Origin of the sequence: Pseudoalteromonas sp. UG3-2, from assembly GCF_037120705.1 — a bacterium.
In the GTDB taxonomy this organism is placed as follows: domain Bacteria; phylum Pseudomonadota; class Gammaproteobacteria; order Enterobacterales; family Alteromonadaceae; genus Pseudoalteromonas.
This window is the reverse complement of the sequence record NZ_JAWLJU010000002.1, coordinates 2,864,219-2,882,475: the sequence shown is the minus strand read 5'-3', so window position 1 is coordinate 2,882,475 and position 18,257 is coordinate 2,864,219. Positions and strand designations below refer to the sequence as shown.

At 45.0% G+C, this 18,257-nt stretch carries 18 protein-coding genes; 8 read left to right on the top strand and 10 right to left on the bottom strand.

The window, feature by feature from the left end:
• Positions 1–20 precede the first annotated feature (20 nt).
• The gene (gene fis, locus R3P39_RS16005; protein WP_010374122.1) at positions 21–311 is read left to right on the top strand and encodes a DNA-binding transcriptional regulator Fis; all 291 of its coding nucleotides are present in this window, start codon (positions 21–23) and stop codon (positions 309–311) included.
• Between the two features lie 176 nt (positions 312–487).
• Here fis and R3P39_RS16000 read toward each other — a convergent pair whose 3' ends face one another.
• From R3P39_RS16000 to R3P39_RS15985, 4 genes are all read right to left on the bottom strand, one after another.
• A complete protein-coding gene (locus R3P39_RS16000) occupies positions 488–922 on the bottom strand; it encodes a hypothetical protein (RefSeq protein ID WP_336568706.1) in 435 nt (144 codons plus the stop codon).
• A 759-nt stretch (positions 923–1,681) separates the two neighbouring features.
• Entirely contained in the window at positions 1,682–2,947 is a 1,266-nt protein-coding gene (locus tag R3P39_RS15995) for a hypothetical protein (RefSeq protein ID WP_336568704.1), read from the bottom strand.
• Positions 2,937–3,932, bottom strand: a complete 996-nt coding sequence (locus tag R3P39_RS15990) for a hypothetical protein (RefSeq protein ID WP_336568703.1) — start codon at positions 3,930–3,932, stop codon at positions 2,937–2,939. Before R3P39_RS15990 ends, R3P39_RS15995 begins: the two co-directional genes overlap by 11 nt.
• Before the next feature lie 67 nt (positions 3,933–3,999).
• Entirely contained in the window at positions 4,000–4,176 is a 177-nt protein-coding gene (locus R3P39_RS15985) for a hypothetical protein (RefSeq protein ID WP_336568701.1), read from the bottom strand.
• Between the two features lie 540 nt (positions 4,177–4,716).
• Here R3P39_RS15985 and purH point away from each other — a divergent pair.
• The 4 genes from purH (at position 4,717) to R3P39_RS15965 (ending at position 9,620) form a co-directional block, all read left to right on the top strand.
• Positions 4,717–6,303 carry a bifunctional phosphoribosylaminoimidazolecarboxamide formyltransferase/IMP cyclohydrolase gene (gene purH / locus R3P39_RS15980; RefSeq protein WP_336568700.1) on the top strand — a complete coding sequence of 529 codons (1,587 nt, stop codon included), beginning with the start codon at positions 4,717–4,719 and terminating at the stop codon, positions 6,301–6,303.
• Between the two features lie 99 nt (positions 6,304–6,402).
• Positions 6,403–7,239: a class I SAM-dependent methyltransferase gene (locus tag R3P39_RS15975; protein WP_336569335.1), complete on the top strand. Its 837-nt coding sequence runs from the start codon at positions 6,403–6,405 to the stop codon at positions 7,237–7,239.
• A 15-nt stretch (positions 7,240–7,254) separates the two neighbouring features.
• Positions 7,255–8,538 carry a phosphoribosylamine--glycine ligase gene (gene purD / locus R3P39_RS15970; protein ID WP_336568699.1) on the top strand — a complete coding sequence of 428 codons (1,284 nt, stop codon included), beginning with the start codon at positions 7,255–7,257 and terminating at the stop codon, positions 8,536–8,538.
• 260 nt (positions 8,539–8,798) lie between these two features.
• The gene (locus R3P39_RS15965; RefSeq protein ID WP_336568698.1) at positions 8,799–9,620 is read left to right on the top strand and encodes a DUF2797 domain-containing protein; all 822 of its coding nucleotides are present in this window, start codon (positions 8,799–8,801) and stop codon (positions 9,618–9,620) included.
• Here the strand turns inward: R3P39_RS15965 and R3P39_RS15960 are convergent.
• Positions 9,593–12,109, bottom strand: a complete 2,517-nt coding sequence (locus R3P39_RS15960; protein ID WP_336568696.1) for an EAL domain-containing protein — start codon at positions 12,107–12,109, stop codon at positions 9,593–9,595. The genes R3P39_RS15965 and R3P39_RS15960 overlap by 28 nt on opposite strands.
• A 77-nt stretch (positions 12,110–12,186) precedes the next feature.
• On the opposite strand from R3P39_RS15960, the gene R3P39_RS15955 reads away from it, so the two are divergent.
• Positions 12,187–12,489: a DUF4144 family protein gene (locus R3P39_RS15955; protein ID WP_336568694.1), complete on the top strand. Its 303-nt coding sequence runs from the start codon at positions 12,187–12,189 to the stop codon at positions 12,487–12,489.
• A gap of 1 nt (position 12,490) precedes the next feature.
• Here R3P39_RS15955 and R3P39_RS15950 read toward each other — a convergent pair whose 3' ends face one another.
• The 5 genes from R3P39_RS15950 to R3P39_RS15930 form a co-directional block, all read right to left on the bottom strand.
• Positions 12,491–13,411, bottom strand: coding sequence for a histone deacetylase family protein (locus tag R3P39_RS15950; RefSeq protein WP_336568693.1), 921 nt, complete (start codon positions 13,409–13,411; stop codon positions 12,491–12,493).
• Positions 13,412–13,509: 98 nt separating this feature from the next.
• Complete coding sequence (locus R3P39_RS15945; RefSeq protein ID WP_336568691.1) at positions 13,510–15,072, bottom strand: serine hydrolase; 1,563 nt, start codon at positions 15,070–15,072, stop codon at positions 13,510–13,512.
• 65 nt (positions 15,073–15,137) lie between these two features.
• Entirely contained in the window at positions 15,138–15,638 is a 501-nt protein-coding gene (locus tag R3P39_RS15940; protein ID WP_336568690.1) for a gamma-glutamylcyclotransferase family protein, read from the bottom strand.
• Complete coding sequence (locus R3P39_RS15935) at positions 15,638–16,261, bottom strand: LysE family transporter (RefSeq protein WP_336568689.1); 624 nt, start codon at positions 16,259–16,261, stop codon at positions 15,638–15,640. Before R3P39_RS15935 ends, R3P39_RS15940 begins: the two co-directional genes overlap by 1 nt.
• Entirely contained in the window at positions 16,242–17,036 is a 795-nt protein-coding gene (locus R3P39_RS15930) for a hypothetical protein (RefSeq protein ID WP_336568688.1), read from the bottom strand. The genes R3P39_RS15935 and R3P39_RS15930 overlap by 20 nt, the downstream gene beginning before the upstream one ends.
• 83 nt (positions 17,037–17,119) lie before the next feature.
• Between R3P39_RS15930 and R3P39_RS15925 the strand changes: the two genes are divergently transcribed.
• Together R3P39_RS15925 and R3P39_RS15920 are read left to right on the top strand one after the other, a co-directional pair.
• On the top strand, positions 17,120–17,449 hold the full coding sequence (locus tag R3P39_RS15925) for a 5-carboxymethyl-2-hydroxymuconate Delta-isomerase (RefSeq protein ID WP_336568687.1): 330 nt from the start codon (positions 17,120–17,122) through the stop codon (positions 17,447–17,449).
• Positions 17,450–17,472: 23 nt separating this feature from the next.
• Complete coding sequence (locus R3P39_RS15920; RefSeq protein WP_336568686.1) at positions 17,473–18,183, top strand: pseudouridine synthase; 711 nt, start codon at positions 17,473–17,475, stop codon at positions 18,181–18,183.
• Positions 18,184–18,257: the final 74 nt, after the last annotated feature.

Here is an 18,257-nt window from a genome sequence, read left to right as displayed (position 1 = left end):
ACTAAGAAAGAGACATAACGATGTTTGAACAAAATGTGACTTCTCCATTCATTACTAACGCTCACGTTCAGTCACAAGAGAAACCGCAACCTTTGCGCGATGCAGTAAAAAAAGCTGTGCACCACTACTTGAAGCAGCTTAATGGTCAAGACGTGCAAGACGTTTATGAGTTAGTTCTTTCTGAGCTTGAAGCACCTTTGTTAGAAGAGGTGATGACTTACACTCGTGGTAACCAAACGCGTGCGGCGATCCTACTAGGTATCAACCGTGGCACACTGCGCAAGAAGTTGAAAAAATACGGCATGAACTAGAGCTAGCTAAATAATACTAGAGCTGTTGATCTTTTAAAGCCCGATGCTCAAACGAATCCGGCGAATATACAGATCAACAGCTTCTTAATAAGAATCATCAGCTGAATTCAATCTAGCTTAATTAGTAGTCCTTTATATCAATTGAGTTCACTCCAAGCAAACTTCCTAAATAAAGCTTATGTAGGCTCCGTACCGCAAATACCACCTACCACTTCGTTGGTATCTGTATTTTCAACCCAGAACGTCACTGCATAGTTTACAAGCTTTCTTCTTATCAAGTAACTATTGCCTGCTTTAGCATCTATCCAGACGCAGCCGTTTGCGTATGAGTTCTTATAGCGATATTGGACTTCTACCTTGTGGACACCGCTTGCAACATTTAAAACATCTGGGGCAGGATAAACATTCCCGGGAAGCGCTAACATTTCTCCATTAAGAGACTTTATTACAACACGCTGATCGAGCCCGGTTAAAAACGTATGTTCCTTTTCTGTCTCTGTTTTTATCACCGCGAAACTGCTTTTTTTTGAGACATCAACTCCCTTTTGAATATGCGTGCTAGCACAACCTGATAAACCCAGAGTGAGCACTGCTGCAACGATTTTTTTCATATAACCTCTAAATAAAATGTCTTAATAATCTACGCTTAGTGTTAGCCATAAAAAATAGTTAAATAACGCTATCCCTGATTTATGACGTAAACTAAAAAACTAGTTTGGATATAAACATACTTTTAGTGAGTAGGACTAGCGGAATTGTAGTTTCCCCATTTTAAGCAGCAGTTATTAGTAGAACTAGTGAACCGCTTTCGTTAAAAACTTGGGTGGGATCCAGCCAATGGCCATAATTTGGCCTTTCGTTGTTATATATTCAAACTCATTCATTAGCAAGTTTTTGTGCCTACTTAACGCATGTAAATCTAGTGCGTGGCGACATGCATGACGAACTGTGCTGTTAAAAAGTTCGTTGTAAGTGTTCTTAGTAGGCTTATTTAGCTAGGTATACAGCAGTATCATTTTCTGCTTCAACATCGCAGGAGCTGACTGTCTAGATATCATGATTTGCGCATAGAAAATGCCATTACTTTATTTTTATTACATCAGAACTCTCTACTAATAACAGCCCCGATTTTCTGGAAGGTTACAGCGCCCTTAACTTTCTTAACTTAACAAAACTAAATACGGTTCCTTAGTGAAAGTGGCTTGATGAAACTGCTTTATACTGGGACAGTGCATACGTTGAAAGCTTGACAATGCCAACCCAAAATTGAAACATGGTATTATCGCAGTAGGCGACCTACTTTGATACTCTCCTCTAAATAAATACATAGATATTTAGGCGTTATCGTTTGAAACAGAGTTTTGCTTCCCTCACTCTCCCCCTGTATAAGCTACTGAAAAAACTCGGCGTTTTACTCTTCCATCATTATTCACAATTTTATATCTATACTTTCCTGGAGCGAGAAAAATCCAACTAGAGTCATTCTCACTTTCCAAAAATCTTTTTGCGGCAGGAGTGGCGGTGTTACTTTCATTTGAATAATACACTGAAATTAAGCATGGAAAGCTATTATTACACTCTCTTTTATCTACCTTTATTGGTTTGTATTTTTTATTTAAGCCCAACCAAGAGGGCCTTCTAGTTTGTGGATCAATAATAGTTTTATGGATCACACTTACATCAACCCTATCAGGTCTATCACTCCAAATATTCCCTTCTTTATCCTGAATAAAATAAGGGAAGCGGATGCTTTGCTCAAAATTAGAGCAGCCATTTAAAAACCTTACTTGATCTACCGATAGAAGCTTTTTGTTAATCTTTCTCACCAACCGCTCAGCCATCCAACCGTTATTACGGTAAATATGAGAATAACCAGCTAACACCACAACCTTGGCCGTTTTATTGTCATTAACTATACTTGCAATAGATGTCGCCTGATACTCCTCCCGTGCTTCTCTGCCTCCTTTGGGGAAATCATCATAAGCAATTAGAACAAAGCCTAATTTCTGCGCTTCCCTGATAATTTCGGCCATCAAAGGTTCACTCGTGTAGTAACCGAAATCACCATTTGCTTGAGGCACCCAATTTCTTAACACCTGACTTGTCTCAATTCGATCAGAAAGAGCTTCAATAGCTAAGTGGGTAAACCCACTTCCTTTTAACATACTTAATATTCTTAAGTTAAAACTTCGAGTTGATAAGCGCGTATGAGACTCATTAATTAAAAGTAGCTCAGTGTCATTTAAAAGTGTGCTTAGAGTCTCTATCGCTGCTACAGCTGAGTCGCTATCGCCTGGGCACTGTTTGGCCTTACCATAGTTAGGCCTTACTTTATATAACCTACTCTCAGCATCTATGTATCGACCATAAAATGTGTCTACTGCAGCTATCTGCTGAGCAAACATCCACCGCTTTTGCAAGTCAGTCTGCTCTCTATCGATTAATGAATAGCTATTTCTTAGTTCTATATAATTTTCTAGTGATGGAATTGCTTGGTGCTTTTGAAATGCAGCTTTAAATTTCTGTTCTTGGAGGGGTGTGGAAAAACAGCTGAAAGAACAGCTAAGAAGTATAATAAAAATTGTAAAAGTTAAATACCTATTTGCAAAACAAAACAGCATACGCTTAAAGTTCACTTAATCTCTGAAAAATATTCTTCGCAAATGAATTCGCAATATCACCAGATAAAACATCATCCAGCCAGCCCCATGCACCATCTTGGTTACACTCGATAAAAAATGTCTGGCCTTTTTTATCAACTATCAAGTCTAAACTACCCGTAAAGAGCTTCATATTTTTCATAAATTTATTGATGCAACTGATAGTACTCTCCGGAAGCTTAATTAGCTCGTAATCTAGCTTAGATATACCTCTTCTCCAATCTAACTCTGTTAAAGAGCTTTCTTGAGAGTTTATTGAAAAAGCAAAGATATCTTGGTTAATCACAACAACCCTAAGTTCATACTCTTTATCAATTTCATTTTGAAAAAAATGAGGGTGATATTGTAAATCTTGTTCATCTAGCTCTCTTATAGTTGATTCGGACACACGCATGGTCATCACGTTTTGATAGGACTCACTGCCATCATCATGTACCTTGACAAAATTTCCACCCGAAAGAGACTTCATGATCAAACCGCTTTGACTCTCTTCAGAAAAACGAATTAAATCCTGCTTATGGTTTGTGATTAACGTGGTGGGAGTGCAAAAGCCTGAGTCATGGGCAATAATCTGCTGATAAGGTTTTAATAGGCAACTTTTAGCCTCTAAGGTGTTAATAGTGTAGCTTTTGTTAAAGCCTGAAAGTAGCTTAAACAAAGCTTTCCACTCTCTTGCTGCCCAGTGTTTACTATTATTATCATCACCCTTTAAGTAGGCGTGAGTGCCAGGTAAAATTTTATCTCGATCCCAAATCAAAAGCTTTTTAGGCAGAACTTGACCATCAATAACAACTTTTAGCTCATTATGCTGATTTAATGAGCAAGAAAACTTTACTCCATTCAAATAATCTAGCGTTATTACGTTTGCTTTAAAGTGGCTTTGAAGTCTTTTGGACACTCTGGATACATGAGGATCGTCCTCCGTGCCAAGTATTAGAATTGCTCTGTCTAAGTTGCTCATATGTAAACTTCTTCTAAATTCCGATAACAACAAAAAACTATCGGAAGTAACTAGTCAAATGGATAAATTAATCATCGGATCCATCAAAATCCATATTTCCATCTCCATCCTTATCCCCAGTGGTATAAGTATTCATTGAAGCCTTTTGCTGCGCCGCACCACCAGCAATTTTCTCTAATTCCTCAGCGTGCAATTCTTGGAAAGCGGCTTCTGAATGTTCTCTATGTTTTAAAATAAATGACATTGTATATTCCTTAAAAAAATTCTGTTGTAGAACTTATATATTTGTAAAGCTACTCATTAAATGAGCAACACGACCAACATAACAACAGAAAAACACAAAAGCAACAACTGTTAACATCAATTAAACACACCACATAAACAAGCTAAACTAATTAAGCGGATTAAGCTTAGACCAGGCGCGATGCATGGTTATAAAGCTGCACTCGTATTGACTCACTAAGTAATTTTTTAAGATCGCTGCACCGTTGGCCAGCTTACCACTGGTGCCTACTGAAACTATCAAACCTAATATGTCGCTGCGTGACACTTGGATGTTCTGGACTTGCTCTTAGCCGAAGCACAGTCAATAACCCCTTACAATTTGCAGCAAAGTAACTGAATAGCCCAGACAAAAAGCTATAAAACGGACATTTATCCTTTCTTTATCACTTTTTTCTCACCTTTATCACGGCAATATGCATCGTCTTCTGCGCCATAATGCGTTAAAATAGCGTCTTTCTAAGCTAGCCCTTAACTAATCATTGAGGAAACCTGAACCATCATGGATATACATCGTCCAATTCGTCGCGCCCTATTAAGCGTGTCAGACAAAACCGGTATCGTTGAATTCGCCTCAGCCCTTGCAGCCCAAGGCGTTGAAATTTTATCAACTGGCGGTACCTGTAAACTCCTTGCAGACAACGGCATTAAGGTAACAGAAGTTTCTGATTACACTGGCCACCCAGAGATCATGGATGGTCGCGTAAAGACACTTCACCCGAAAGTTCACGGCGGTATTCTAGGACGTCGCGGCCAAGACGAAGACGTGATGACTGAAAATAATATTTCAGCGATCGACATGGTAGTAGTCAACTTATACCCCTTCGCACAAACAGTTGCGAAAGCTGACTGCTCACTGGAAGACGCTATCGAAAATATTGATATTGGTGGCCCAACTATGGTTCGTGCCGCAGCAAAAAACCACAAAGACGTTACCATTGTGGTTAATGCCAAAGACTATGGCCGCGTAATCAATGAGATGAAAGCCAACCAGGGCTCAACTACTTATAAAACCCGCTTTGACCTTGCTATTGCCGCCTATGAGCATACCGCACAGTACGATGGCATGATTGCCAACTACTTCGGCAAGATGGTACCAGATCACACCGAAGAAGCTGCCGAGGAAACCAAGTTCCCACGCACCATCAATATGCAATTTACCAAAAAGCAAGACATGCGCTACGGTGAAAACTCACACCAAGACGCCGCTTTCTATGTTGAAAACGACATTGAAGAGGCCTCAGTTGCCACCGCGAAGCAGCTACAAGGTAAAGCGTTATCTTACAATAACATCGCCGACACTGACGCCGCGCTTGAATGCGTGAAAGAATTTGAGCAACCGGCGTGTGTTATTGTGAAGCACGCGAACCCGTGTGGTGTTGCGGTAGATGACAATATTCTTGCCGCCTACGACCGTGCCTTTAAAACCGACCCTACTTCAGCGTTTGGCGGTATTATTGCCTTTAACCGTGAGCTAGACGGCGATACCGCAGAAGCCATTGTTGCGCGCCAGTTTGTAGAAGTGATTATTGCTCCAAGCATTTCTGAAGAAGCGGCACAGATCGTGGCAGCGAAGAAGAACGTACGCCTACTAGAGTGTGGCCAATGGTCAACCAAAACCACCGGCACTGACATCAAGCGCGTCAATGGCGGTATCTTAGTGCAAGACCGTGATCAAGGCATGGTGGGGTTAGATGACCTGAAAGTGGTTTCTAAACGCCAGCCTACTGAACAAGAGTTAAAAGATCTGTTGTTCTGCTGGAAGGTCGCTAAATTTGTTAAATCCAATGCCATTGTCTATGCCCGTGATGGCATGACCATTGGTGTGGGTGCGGGTCAAATGAGTCGCGTTTACTCGGCTAAAATAGCCGGTATTAAAGCGGCTGATGAAAACTTAGAAGTGCCGGGGTCGGTAATGGCTTCAGATGCCTTCTTCCCATTCCGCGATGGCATCGATGCCGCGGCAGAGGCCGGCATTACGGCGGTTATTCAGCCCGGCGGCTCAATGCGAGATGAAGAAGTCATTGCTGCCGCTGATGAAGCGGGCATGGCCATGGTCTTTACTGGCATGCGCCACTTCCGCCACTAAACATTAAAGCGCGAAACTCACCGTTTCGCGCTTTTTGTTTTCACTCATTTCCAGTACTCTGGTGATAGCATAATCATAACAGAATGAAGGAAACTAATGATGAACCTAGGTATTAAGTCTCTTATCGCTGCAGCGGTTTTTACTACCCTAGTAGGATGCCAAGCGACGCAATCAGATACATCTGCACAGCTACCAAGCGCTATTGTTAAAGCAGTCGATAACGATAACCGTAGCGACAACTATCGCGCCCGCGACCAATATCGCAACCCAGCCCAAACGCTGGCGTTTTTCGGTGTTACTCCCAGCATGACAGTGGTTGAAATCGCCCCTGGCGGCGGTTGGTATAGTGAAATCCTAGCACCATTAGTAAAAGGCCAAGGCACCTACTATGCCGCCCACTTCCCTGCGGACTCTGAGGTTGGTTATTATCAGCGCTCGCTGAAAGGCTATAAAGAAAAGGTCGCCACTAACCCTGATTTCAGTGAAGTGAAGATCACCGAGTTTGCACCGGTAAGCCACTCCGACATTGCCCCAGCTGGCAGTGCCGATATGGTGTTGACGTTCCGCAACGTTCATAACTGGTATATGGGCAAAGGCGATGAAGGCGTATTAAGCGCATTTCAAGCGTTTAATAAAGCCCTCAAGCCAGGTGGTATTTTAGGTGTGGTTGAACACCGCTTGCCAGAGCATCGTAAACTGGCTGATCAAAAATCATCAGGCTACATGAAACAAAGTTATGTGATTGATATTGCAAAGCAAGCTGGATTTGAATTAGTAGAAAGCAGCGACATTAACGCCAACCCCCTAGATAGCGCCAACCACCCTAAAGGGGTATGGACACTTCCTCCTCGTCTAGCACTGGGAGAAGAAAAAGCGGCGCAATATAAGGCGATTGGGGAAAGCGACCGCATGACCTTAAAATTCAAAAAGCTTTAATAGGAAAACTTCGCCATGAATGTACTTGTCATTGGCAGCGGCGGACGTGAGCACGCGCTTGCGTTCAAAGCCGCACAAAACCCCGCTGTGAAAACAGTGTTTGTTGCACCAGGTAATGCTGGTACAGCCCTAGAACCTAAGTTAGAAAATGTCTCAATTGCCGTTGAAGACATTGATGCATTAATTGATTTTGCTCAGCAAAAGCAAGTAGAGCTTACCATTGTGGGTCCTGAAGCCCCGTTAGTACTGGGTGTGGTCGACCGCTTCCGTGAAGCGGGTCTGGCCATTTTTGGTCCAACCCAAGCGGCAGCGCAGTTAGAAGGTTCAAAATCTTTCACCAAAGACTTTTTAGCTCGCCATAATATTCCTACGGCGGCTTATCAAACCTTTGAAGAAATCGAGCCAGCCATTGCCTATGTCAAAGCACAAGGTGCTCCCATTGTCGTTAAAGCCGACGGCTTAGCCGCTGGTAAGGGCGTTATTGTGGCAATGACGGAAGCCGATGCTGAAGCCGCTATCCGCGATATGCTGGCTGGTAATGCCTTTGGTGAAGCTGGCAGCCGCGTGGTAATTGAAGAATTTTTAGAAGGTGAAGAAGCCTCGTTTATCGTTATGGTTGACGGTAAAAATATTCTGCCATTTGCCACTAGCCAAGACCACAAACGCGCTTATGATGGCGATGAAGGGCCAAATACAGGTGGCATGGGTGCATACTCTCCTGCCCCAGTAGTAACCCCTGAGGTTCACGACCGCATTATGGCAGAGGTGATCAACCCAACCGTAGCGGGTATGGCTGCTGAAGGTCATCCATACACTGGCTTTTTATACGCAGGCTTAATGATCACCGCTGACGGTACACCCAAGGTGATCGAATACAACTGTCGTTTTGGCGACCCAGAAACCCAGCCTATCATGCTGCGTTTGCAGTCTGATTTAGTTGAGCTAATTGAAGCGGCGAACCGTGAAGAGTTGGACAAAACCACCATCGACTTCGACCCTCGCGCTGCAGTAGGCGTAGTATTGGCGGCTAAAGGCTATCCTGGTAGCTACCCTAAAGGCGATGTTATCTCAGGTTTACAGGTCAACTACCCTGAAGGCGAAAAAGTATTCCACGCGGGTACCAAAACCGATGCCGAGAACGTGGTTACTGCCGGTGGCCGTGTACTATGTGCAACGGCACTTGGACACACCGTGACTGAAGCGCAAAAACGCGCCTACTCTTTGGTGAAAGACATTCACTGGGATGGCGTAGAATATCGTACTGATATCGCTCACCGTGCGGTTGTTCGGGAAAGCTAAGCAACAGCGCTAACCCCCAAACTAACATCAGGCCAGCAACTATGCTGGCCTTTTTAGATCTGCTATGCTACGACTTTTGATATCAAGCCGCTTAATTAAAAGCTCTATTTGAGGTAAGAAAACTCGGTCGATAACTAGGCGAAATTTTTGCTATTTAGTTGTTCTAAATAAGGAATTTTTAACGCAGTTAACGTCGAATTTGCTCCGTCAAATTGAGCAAGTATTAATCCGGATTGCTATCAGCATCACTAGGGGCACAGATGCAAGTTCAAGGCACACTTAAAAAGCTCAAATCCGAGCTGGTTGAACCGGTTCAATACCAACTCCCAGTTGGCGAGGATTTGGTTCCACTGAATGACTACTTTGGTAAACACATTACCTTAACCTTTAGCGGCAATATTTTTTGCAGTAATTGCGGTAAAAAAACCAAGAAAAGCTACTCTCAGGGCCATTGCTTTGTCTGCATGAGAAAGCTGGCAAGCTGCGACATGTGCATTATGAAACCTGAGACTTGTCACTTTGATCAAGGCACTTGTCGCGAGCCTGAGTGGGGAGAAGCAAATTGCATGATCCCCCACTATGTTTACCTTGCCAATACCTCAGGACTGAAAGTGGGGATCACCCGCCACTCACAAGTTCCTACGCGCTGGATTGACCAAGGAGCGACACAAGCACTGCCGATTTTTAAAGTACAAACCCGTCATCAATCTGGTTTAGTTGAAGTGGCACTGGCCGAGTTTATTGCCGATAAAACCAACTGGCGCAACATGCTAAAAGGCATAAACCCCGAAATAGACTTAAAAGCCAAAGCCGCCGAGCTAATCCCACACATTCAGGGCAAACTCGACGAACTGGCGGAGTTATTTGGCGCCACCGCCATTGAGGTTTTAGATGAGGAAGTGGTGGATCTTACCTTCCCAGTAACTGAGCACCCCAGCAAAATTACCTCGTTTAACTTTGATAAAGATCCTGTCGTCAGCGGCGTGTTACAAGGTATTAAGGGCCAATATCTTATTTTTGATAATGGCGTCATTAATATTCGTAAGTTTACCTCTTACGAAATCACTTTCTCTGACTCGTAAAACTCACTCCATGCGTCTTCTGCCAACGGCTTGCAGAAGACGTACCCTTGAATGCTATGACACCCGAGCTTGCGCAGGTAACGCTTCTGCACCGCCTTTTCGACCCCTTCAGCGACCACATGCAATTTCAGCGCTTTGGCCATGGCAATAATGGCACTGACAATTTCGCTGTTGCCGTACTCATCAGGGATTTTGGCAATAAAACTGGCGTCTATTTTTAAAGTATCAATGGGTAATTTGGTTAAATAACTCAACGCTGAATAACCGGTGCCAAAATCATCTAAGGCGAGGCGGATGCCCAGCTCTTTTAATTTCTTCAGGGTGTATTTCGCTTCATGTAAGTTACTTATAAAGCTGCTCTCGGTGAGTTCCAGTTCCAAGTATTTACCTTCCACCTGGTGTTTATTCAAGGCCTCGAGAATGCAGCCATAAAGATCCCCCTGACTAACATGAGAGGCGGAGATATTAATGGCAATACGCTCAATATCGATGCCATCTCGTTGCCATTGCGCTAGGTGCTGACAGGCTTTATTAATCACCCATTGATCCAGTTGAATGATAAGCCCAAGCTCCTCAGCCAAGGGAATAAACTGCCCCGGTGAAATCGTACCAAGATTGGGATCCTGCCACCGCAGCAAACACTCAACGCTGGCAATTCGACTACTGCTAAGACACTGAAGCGGTTGAAAGTGCAGTTCAAATTCGTTGTTCTCAAGCGCTTTTTGGAAGCGACTTAACATCGACAAGCGCTCAAACGAACGGGCATTCATTGACGCTTCAAACAGCTGGAACGAGTTGCGCCCCACTTCTTTGGAGCGATACATGGCAACATCCGCGTGTTTTAACAAGGTTTCAGAGTCGTGACCGTCATCGGGGTAAATTGCCGCGCCCATGGAGGCGGTGGCAGCCACCTGCATATCTCCTAATTGGAATGGCGCCGAGAGCGCCATCAAAACCGAGTCAGCAAAGTCTGTGACCTCTGACATGCCATTGACTTCGGTGAGCAACACCACGAACTCATCGCCGCCCAACCGCGCTAGGGTGTCACCCTCATTTAAGATCCCTTTAATTCGCTCGCTGACTTGCACTAATAGCTCATCACCAGCACTGTGGCCGAGGGAATCATTGACTTCTTTAAAGCGGTCGAGATCGATGAACATAACGCTAAGTTGCTGCTGGTAACGGTGTGCCGAAGCCAGCGCCATCGAGAGCCGATCATAGAATAAACGTCGATTCGGTAAGCCAGTTAATTCATCAAAGTAAGCTAGCCGTGCTATCTTCTCTTCGGCATTTTTACGCTCGGTAATGTCACTGAAAATCGCCGCATACAATACTTCTTCGCTAGAGGGCTCTCTGATCTCAATGATGGTCAACCACTCAACATACACATCACCATTTTTTCTGCGGTTACAGATCTCCCCTTGCCACACGCCATTGCTTTTCAGCGCCTGCCACATTTGTTCATAATAGGTTTCATCATGCAGTCCCGAGCTTAACATATTGGGGTTTTTGCCAATCACCTCGTAGTCTTTATAACCTGTAAGGGCAGTAAAAGCAGGGTTGATCTGCATGATCTCGCCATTGCTTTTGGTGATCATAATGCCATCTAAGGAAGCATCAATGATACGGTTCGCGAGGTACAGGTTCTTTTGCGATTTTTGCAATGCAATATCACGCTGTACCAAAACCTTTTCCAGTTCACTGCAATAGGCCGTTTCTATTTCGGTCAACACGTTTTTCAGTGCTAGCAAGCCAATCACTTGCTCTGTATCAGGGCACTTAACCACTAAATGCCGGATAGAATTAACCGTCATTAAGCGGTAAGCGTCAAATAAGCTGTCTTTGGGGGTAGTAGCAAGCATAGGGTAACTGGCTAATTGCCAGCATGGCTGACGCCAATCGGGATTAAGAATAATATAGGCAATGTCGCGCTGGGTGATGATCCCGTATTCGTCTAACGCCTTATTGTAGATCAGCACCGCAGTGAGCTTATGCTCGCGCATAGTGGCAATGACCACAGAAACGCACTCTTCGCTGTCGAGGATCATGACATTGGCATCATAATGCTGTTCAATAGGGCGAAAGTGTAAATAGTGGTCAAGACCTTGGCTGCGGACAATATCAGACAGGGAAACCACACCACATGGCTTACCTTGGTCATCGACCACCAGCAGATGACGGATCCCAAGCTGATGGAATTTTACCGTGGCTTCACTGAGGGTTTTATCGATGGTGATACGCTGAACCGGTGTGGTCATCACGGTTCTAATGGCGCGTTGGGTAAAGTTTTTGTCGTTAAAGTCTAACTTAACACAATCCGACTCCGTCCAGATCCCGACGATGTTGTCATCTTGAGTAATAAAGATAGAGCTCACTCGGTTAGCACGCATTTTTGCCACCGCATCGTATAAGCTGGTTTGTTCATCACAACACAACAGCTCATTGGTAAACACTTCTTTAATCTGTAACTGGCGCGAATCACCAACCATAAGCACACTCTCGCAATATTATTGAGCTTTGCAGTATACTGACAGCTCCCAATATGGAGTTTGACTGAGAACAAATTATGGCCAAAAAAACCTACCCACGACTGCTGGTATTAGACCAAAGTATTGAGTTTATTGACTCTGAAGCCGCGTTTTTCGATAGTCTACACGGCCTTGATGAAGCGACTAAGCGTGATACCTTTTATATCTTAGAAGACGGTCAATGTTTTGATTTGGCAGGGAATAAGGTCACCACTCTGGGAATGGCGGAGTTGACAGCCTTAGTGCAGCAACAACTCATTGCCGAAGGCCAGTGCTGTGTCAGTAAACTGCAGCTACAAGATGTCTCTCAAGCGTTTAGCCTGCTGTCTGAATGGGCGTAAACTAGCTGTCTTCCACCAGCGCTTTTAGGTGCATTACAGCACTACGACCCAGAGACGAAAAATCATAGCCACCTTCAAGGTAAGAAATAATCCCCAAACAACCGTGCTGCTTGGCAAACGCCACGACTTGCTCGGTAAACCAGTGGTAGTCTTGCTCGACAAACTGCAAACCACCCATTTCGTCTTCCAAGTGGCCATCAAAGCCGGCACTGATAAAAATCAATTGTGGCGCAAAGGCTTCAAGCTTCGGTAGCCACTGTTGTAAAAATAACGCTTTTAGATCGTCACCACCGGCGCCTGCCGGCAAAGGTGAGTTGATCAACGATTGGTGATTTTCGATGGCGGTATTAGGGTAAAAGGGGTATTGGAACAGTGAACAAAATAACACACTGTGATCTTGGTTAAAGATATCTTGGGTACCATTCCCATGGTGCACGTCAAAGTCTAAAATAGCGATCCGCTCTACCCCTTTGCTTTTGGCGTAGGCTGTGGCAATCGCGACATTATTAAAAACACAAAACCCAGATGAGGTGCTTTGATTAGCATGGTGGCCAGGTGGGCGCACAGCACAAAATGCCGCTTCTAACTCTCCGGCCAGTATTTCATCCACAGCCAGCAATCCAGCCCCCACAGCACGCTCAATGGCTTTAAATGAATCGGGGCAAAGCCAAGTATCACCATCAAGCTCAGCCAGTCCCTGCTCAGGAACTTTATTCATCACTTCGGCTATCATCGCTTGGTCGTGCACCAAAGCATAGTGCTCAGGTTCTGCTTTCGGTGCACTTTTGTGCTCCAGAGCAATATCCAACCCCGAAGCCAACAGACGATCGGAAATAGCATCTAGCCGTGCCGGACACTCAGGGTGATCGGCAATCATCTTATGTTTTCTACAATTCGGGTGGGTAATAATGGCAGTGCGCATGATGAGCTTGGTCCTTTGACTTTGCAGTCCTATAAAACAGATTACCTGCGCTAACTATAGCAAAGCCCGTACAGACGGGCTTTGCTACTTTGGTCGCGTTAATGACCAACGTCTTTGGCATGGAGCGCCAAATCATGAAAATCAAAACTAAAATCGCTGATCTTAGGGTTCACAAACTCCATCTCGGCAGTACTCACTTGCTGCGACTTATCAACAGTAAAGTTGATGTAGGCATCTGCTTCGAGTAAAGGTTCATCCCAGCGCACCACAAAGGTATTGCCACTGTGATGCTGCAAGGTCCCCTTGAGCTGTTTGGTATGAGTGAAATCAATGCGTAAATCACCATCCAATAACTCAATAACCACATCACCGTACCAGTCGCTGATTAATGTGCCGGTGTAGTGCTGTAGTGGTAAGGCCGGTTGCGGCTCGGCAACCTCAATAACGCCGGCTTGAGCATACAGCTCCTCGCGCTTGGCAAAATAGTCATCGGCGATCAGGGTGACCCAATCTTTCTCTTCCAGTCCAAGGGCGTCTTCAAACACCTCATTAACGATAGCCGATAACGCTGGGTATTTTTGCTGATTCGACAATATCACCACGCCTAGCTTTTTCTCAGGGATCATCGCCACTTGTGACACCATGCCCAAAATGCCGCCGCCATGGCCTACTTTCTTATAGCCAAAATAGTCTTCAATGCCCCAGCCTAAGCCATAGCCTTTAAATTGTTGTTGGTACGTTGCTGCCGCTTTATTTGAGGGTAAGCGCATAATGTGCGGATGCCACATTTGCCGTTGCTGATTGTCACTGAATAGCACCTTTCCAGATGGCATGACTCCTTGATTTAACTGAGTTTGTAACCACTTAGTCATATCATCAACATTGGAGGCAATGGCACCTGCGCCACGAAAATCTTCGAGATAGTTAACAAAAAACGGCGTCAGCTCGCCGTCCATTGGAATATGGCCAGTCGCCCAGTTGGTATTGCTGCTGGGAATACGTGAAAAACCAGCCTTGGAGTCATCCATGTCTAAGGGCACAAACATTTCTTGCTCAACAAAATCACGCCAATCTTTGCCACTGACTCGGCTTACCACCTCCCCTGCCATAACAAACATTAAGTTGTTGTAGGCGTATTGACTGCGAAAGCTTGAGCTGGGTTTTAGCTTAGCAATGCCAGCAATTAACTCGGCCATGGTCTTATCGGTATCAGGCCAAATCATTAAGTCACCGGCCCCAAGCCCCAATCCACTGCGATGACTTAATAAGTCGCGAATGGTCATTTCTCGCGTTGCATAGGCATCATAAAGGGTAAATTCAGGGATGTGTTGAATCACTTTATCATCCCAGTTGAGCTTGCCTTGATCCACTAACATTGCCAGTGCCGCCGCGGTAAATGCTTTGGTATTCGAAGCAATACCGAATAAAGTATCGGCATTCACCGCCGTGGGGTTGGCTAAGTGGGTAACACCATACCCTTTGGTCATAACAACCTTGCCGTTTTCCACGATACCAATCGCCAGGCCTGGAATATCAAAGCGCTCCATAGCCTGCTTGACAGCCTTATCGACATCTTGTTGAATCACCGTGGCACTGGCCACCGTGCTTAGAGCGCTAACAGCCAGCAGCCCAGATGATAGTAACCATTTTTTTATTTTCATTGTTTATCCTTGAGTAAGCTTAAGATGATATGGCACTGCCTCATTTCGGCAACTTACCATGGTCATTAAAAGTTATAAATTGCCAGCTCCCTTGCACGCCTAGTGGTATCAGGGTCTATATGGTGTTGCTGATCTGCAATCGCGTTAATATAGTCACTCGGCAGTTGGTGCTCTCTGGCTCCCGCCAAAACATGCTGCACATACCAGTCATATGGCAGCTGCTGCTCAATAAACGTATTGGCAATATAGCACCATGCCTCGACATGGCCGTAACCCAGATGCTCAACCGCTAAATTGCGACAATGATAGCGACTGCCCTCAATTTCATCGAGACGGCGTTTTTCAGCATGATTTAGCGCATACAGCACGCCATACACTTCACTGCTAGGATGGCAAGTAGTAATACTGCACTTAGCTGAGCCATCGGTGCTGAGCATATCAAAGGTTAAGCGGTAACCGCTCAGTTTGCCGACCCCCAACAGCTGCGCCTGCGGTAGACGCGCTAACAACCTTGCGGTTGACATATTCGAGCCAAAACTAAAGTTAATTATATTTCTATCCGTCATTACACCACCAATCTTACTGCAAGCAGCAACAATATCACACCAATGCCGCGGTCAAACCAATGCCCTGCACGATGAAAAAACGCCCGCACCTGCTGCTTAGATAATATTAAAGACAAAAACGAAAACCACAGCCAAGTCGCCAGCGCCATATAAAGGCCATAAAACAGCTGCACCCCAGTGGGCGTACTGGGTTCAATCACTAGGGTAAAAAGTGAAAGGAAAAACAGCGTTGCTTTTGGGTTTAGGGCATTAACCAAAAAGCCGCGTTTAAACGCCAGCCAATGTGACTCAATAGCCGCAGCTTTAGCCGTGTTTGCTTGTTGCGGCTGCGGTTTAGCCGTGCGCAACGCTTGCACACCTAGGTAAGCTAAATACGCTGCCGCTAAATACTGTACACTGGTGAATAACAACGGCGACTGTGATAACAACAACGCCACACCTAAGAGGCAGTAGCTGACATGCACGAGTATGCCAACGCCAACTCCAGCACTGGTCCACAGCGCGTTGGCTCGACCTTGCTGGACACTTTGCTTTAGAACTATTGCAAAGTCAGGACCTGGACTGGCAACGGCAAAAAAGTGCGCCAGAGCGATTAAAATAAACTCATCCAGGTAAGCGAGCATGGGCGTGCTCCTGTAAGGCTAACAAGTCACCGCGTTCTGAGTTGTTAATCAGGCTGCGAATTTGCTTAGTGGCTTTTTTAAACTGTCCGACTAAATGCGACTTTAAATGCTTGTGACCGTGCTTCTCCCCTTTGAAGTAACACACCAAGGCATGCACAAAAACACTTTGCTGCTCGGTCAAAGCCGCTTGCCGATTAGCATAAGGGTTATAACATGAGCCACAACCACCGCGGAAATGGTACACCGTATTCGATACCATAACACCAAAACCAAAAAAGCTTGCCAAGACATCACACGCAGCATCGATTTGTGCTTCGCCCCCCGGTGGCAACACGCCACGCTGATAAATGAGTACTCTAGCAAGGGCACCGGCAAAACTGGCCACTAAGTCCTGGGGTTGATTAATCTGATTAGGATTAAACGACACCTTTACGGCGTCCGCAGGCCCTGCAACTTGAGCGTTTTCACCTCTTAATGGCGTCCCCAGCTGCAATTTTGGCATGGCTCCTGCCGCACTCATTTGCGCCGGACTGACAACCTGTATGGGCCAATTTTGCAACCCCGCATAGCTTTTAACCCGGGCAAACACTACGCTTGCCATTTCTTCAATGCTAGAAACCGGCTCAGGAAAACACTCTACTGTGGGTGTAATGATCTTGCTTTGGCTAAGAAAATACTCACCATCAAAGTGTTCAAACGCCCACACAAAAGTATCAATAAGCCACTGGGTTTCCTCTTCACTTAACAAAGGCGAAGATTTAAATAGAGATAACATAGCTAATAATTCAGTCTTTTCTGGAATAACCCCTGATAAATAGCATAAACTCTGATCTCAATGCAAAACCTCGGGAGTAGAACATGCCCCACTTTGTGCTCGAACATTCAGATAACTTACCTATTGAAACCGCAGCATTGGTTTCACAAGTGCAACAATTTGCTTGTGCTTATGGCCTGTTTGACCCAGCCTCAGTAAAAACTCGCGCCATGGCATTTGGTGATTTTCAATTAGGAAATGACAAGCAAGGTTTTATTCATTTGCAAATTCATTTAATGGCGGGCAGAACCACGGCGCAAAAACAAGATTTGGCAGAGGCCGCACTTAAGTTGTTACAGGCTAAGGTCCCTGAACAATTTGCGTTATCGGTGCATTGCTACGATTTATTACCCGAGATATACCGCAAAAACTAATTTTTTATTCGAGTTAATTGATTATGAAGTTTCCATGTAGATTGGAGAAATTTTTGAGCCATGTTGCCGAGTTACCGCGCAGCAAAGTAAAAGCAATTATTAAAAAAGGGCGGGTTACCGTCAACGACGAAACCGTCAAAAAAGGCGACATTCAGGTACGTGCTGAAGACCGTATAACACTGGACGGCGAACGGCTAGAGTACCTTGGTTTACGCTATTTCATGCTCAATAAGCCAGCCGGTTATGTGTGCGCCAATAAGGACGATTTATACCCAACCGTGTTTGATTTGTTGGACGAGCCGAACTTAAAAGATTTTCATGTCGCAGGTCGCTTAGATATAGACACCACAGGATTAGTACTTATTACTAACGATGGCGAGTGGTCGCATCAAATCACCGCCCCTAAAAAACAAAAATTTAAAACCTATGTGTTAGAAAGCCGTGATGAGCTGACGCCTGAGGCACTGCTTGATTTACAACAAGGAGTTGAGCTTCACGGCGAAAAGCACCCCACTTTGCCGGCAAAGGTTGAGCAACTTGATAAGTATGCATTGCGCTTGTCTATCTGCGAAGGAAAGTATCACCAAGTGAAGCGAATGTTGGCTGCAGTTGGCAATCAAGTTGTTGAACTTCATAGAGAAAGCATAGCCGACATTGAGCTAGATCCAGACCTTGCGGCGGGCGAATATCGGCCATTAAGCGATGCCGAAGTTGCGACCATCAACGGCAACTAAGCCACTCTGCGGCTCTAATATAGGGCCTTCATGAGTAAATATCATCACGAAACTGGGGCTTAGACGCCCCACGC

Coding starts and splice junctions, on each gene's coding strand:
- fis (WP_010374122.1), top strand. CDS start 21: ATGTTTGAACAAAATGTGACTTCTCCATTCATTACTAACGCTCACGTT.
- R3P39_RS16000 (WP_336568706.1), bottom strand. CDS start 922: ATGAAAAAAATCGTTGCAGCAGTGCTCACTCTGGGTTTATCAGGTTGT.
- R3P39_RS15990 (WP_336568703.1), bottom strand. CDS start 3,932: ATGAGCAACTTAGACAGAGCAATTCTAATACTTGGCACGGAGGACGAT.
- R3P39_RS15985 (WP_336568701.1), bottom strand. CDS start 4,176: ATGTCATTTATTTTAAAACATAGAGAACATTCAGAAGCCGCTTTCCAA.
- purH (WP_336568700.1), top strand. CDS start 4,717: ATGGATATACATCGTCCAATTCGTCGCGCCCTATTAAGCGTGTCAGAC.
- R3P39_RS15975 (WP_336569335.1), top strand. CDS start 6,403: ATGAACCTAGGTATTAAGTCTCTTATCGCTGCAGCGGTTTTTACTACC.
- purD (WP_336568699.1), top strand. CDS start 7,255: ATGAATGTACTTGTCATTGGCAGCGGCGGACGTGAGCACGCGCTTGCG.
- R3P39_RS15965 (WP_336568698.1), top strand. CDS start 8,799: ATGCAAGTTCAAGGCACACTTAAAAAGCTCAAATCCGAGCTGGTTGAA.
- R3P39_RS15960 (WP_336568696.1), bottom strand. CDS start 12,109: ATGGTTGGTGATTCGCGCCAGTTACAGATTAAAGAAGTGTTTACCAAT.
- R3P39_RS15955 (WP_336568694.1), top strand. CDS start 12,187: ATGGCCAAAAAAACCTACCCACGACTGCTGGTATTAGACCAAAGTATT.
- R3P39_RS15950 (WP_336568693.1), bottom strand. CDS start 13,411: ATGCGCACTGCCATTATTACCCACCCGAATTGTAGAAAACATAAGATG.
- R3P39_RS15945 (WP_336568691.1), bottom strand. CDS start 15,072: ATGAAAATAAAAAAATGGTTACTATCATCTGGGCTGCTGGCTGTTAGC.
- R3P39_RS15940 (WP_336568690.1), bottom strand. CDS start 15,638: ATGACGGATAGAAATATAATTAACTTTAGTTTTGGCTCGAATATGTCA.
- R3P39_RS15935 (WP_336568689.1), bottom strand. CDS start 16,261: ATGCTCGCTTACCTGGATGAGTTTATTTTAATCGCTCTGGCGCACTTT.
- R3P39_RS15930 (WP_336568688.1), bottom strand. CDS start 17,036: ATGTTATCTCTATTTAAATCTTCGCCTTTGTTAAGTGAAGAGGAAACC.
- R3P39_RS15925 (WP_336568687.1), top strand. CDS start 17,120: ATGCCCCACTTTGTGCTCGAACATTCAGATAACTTACCTATTGAAACC.
- R3P39_RS15920 (WP_336568686.1), top strand. CDS start 17,473: ATGAAGTTTCCATGTAGATTGGAGAAATTTTTGAGCCATGTTGCCGAG.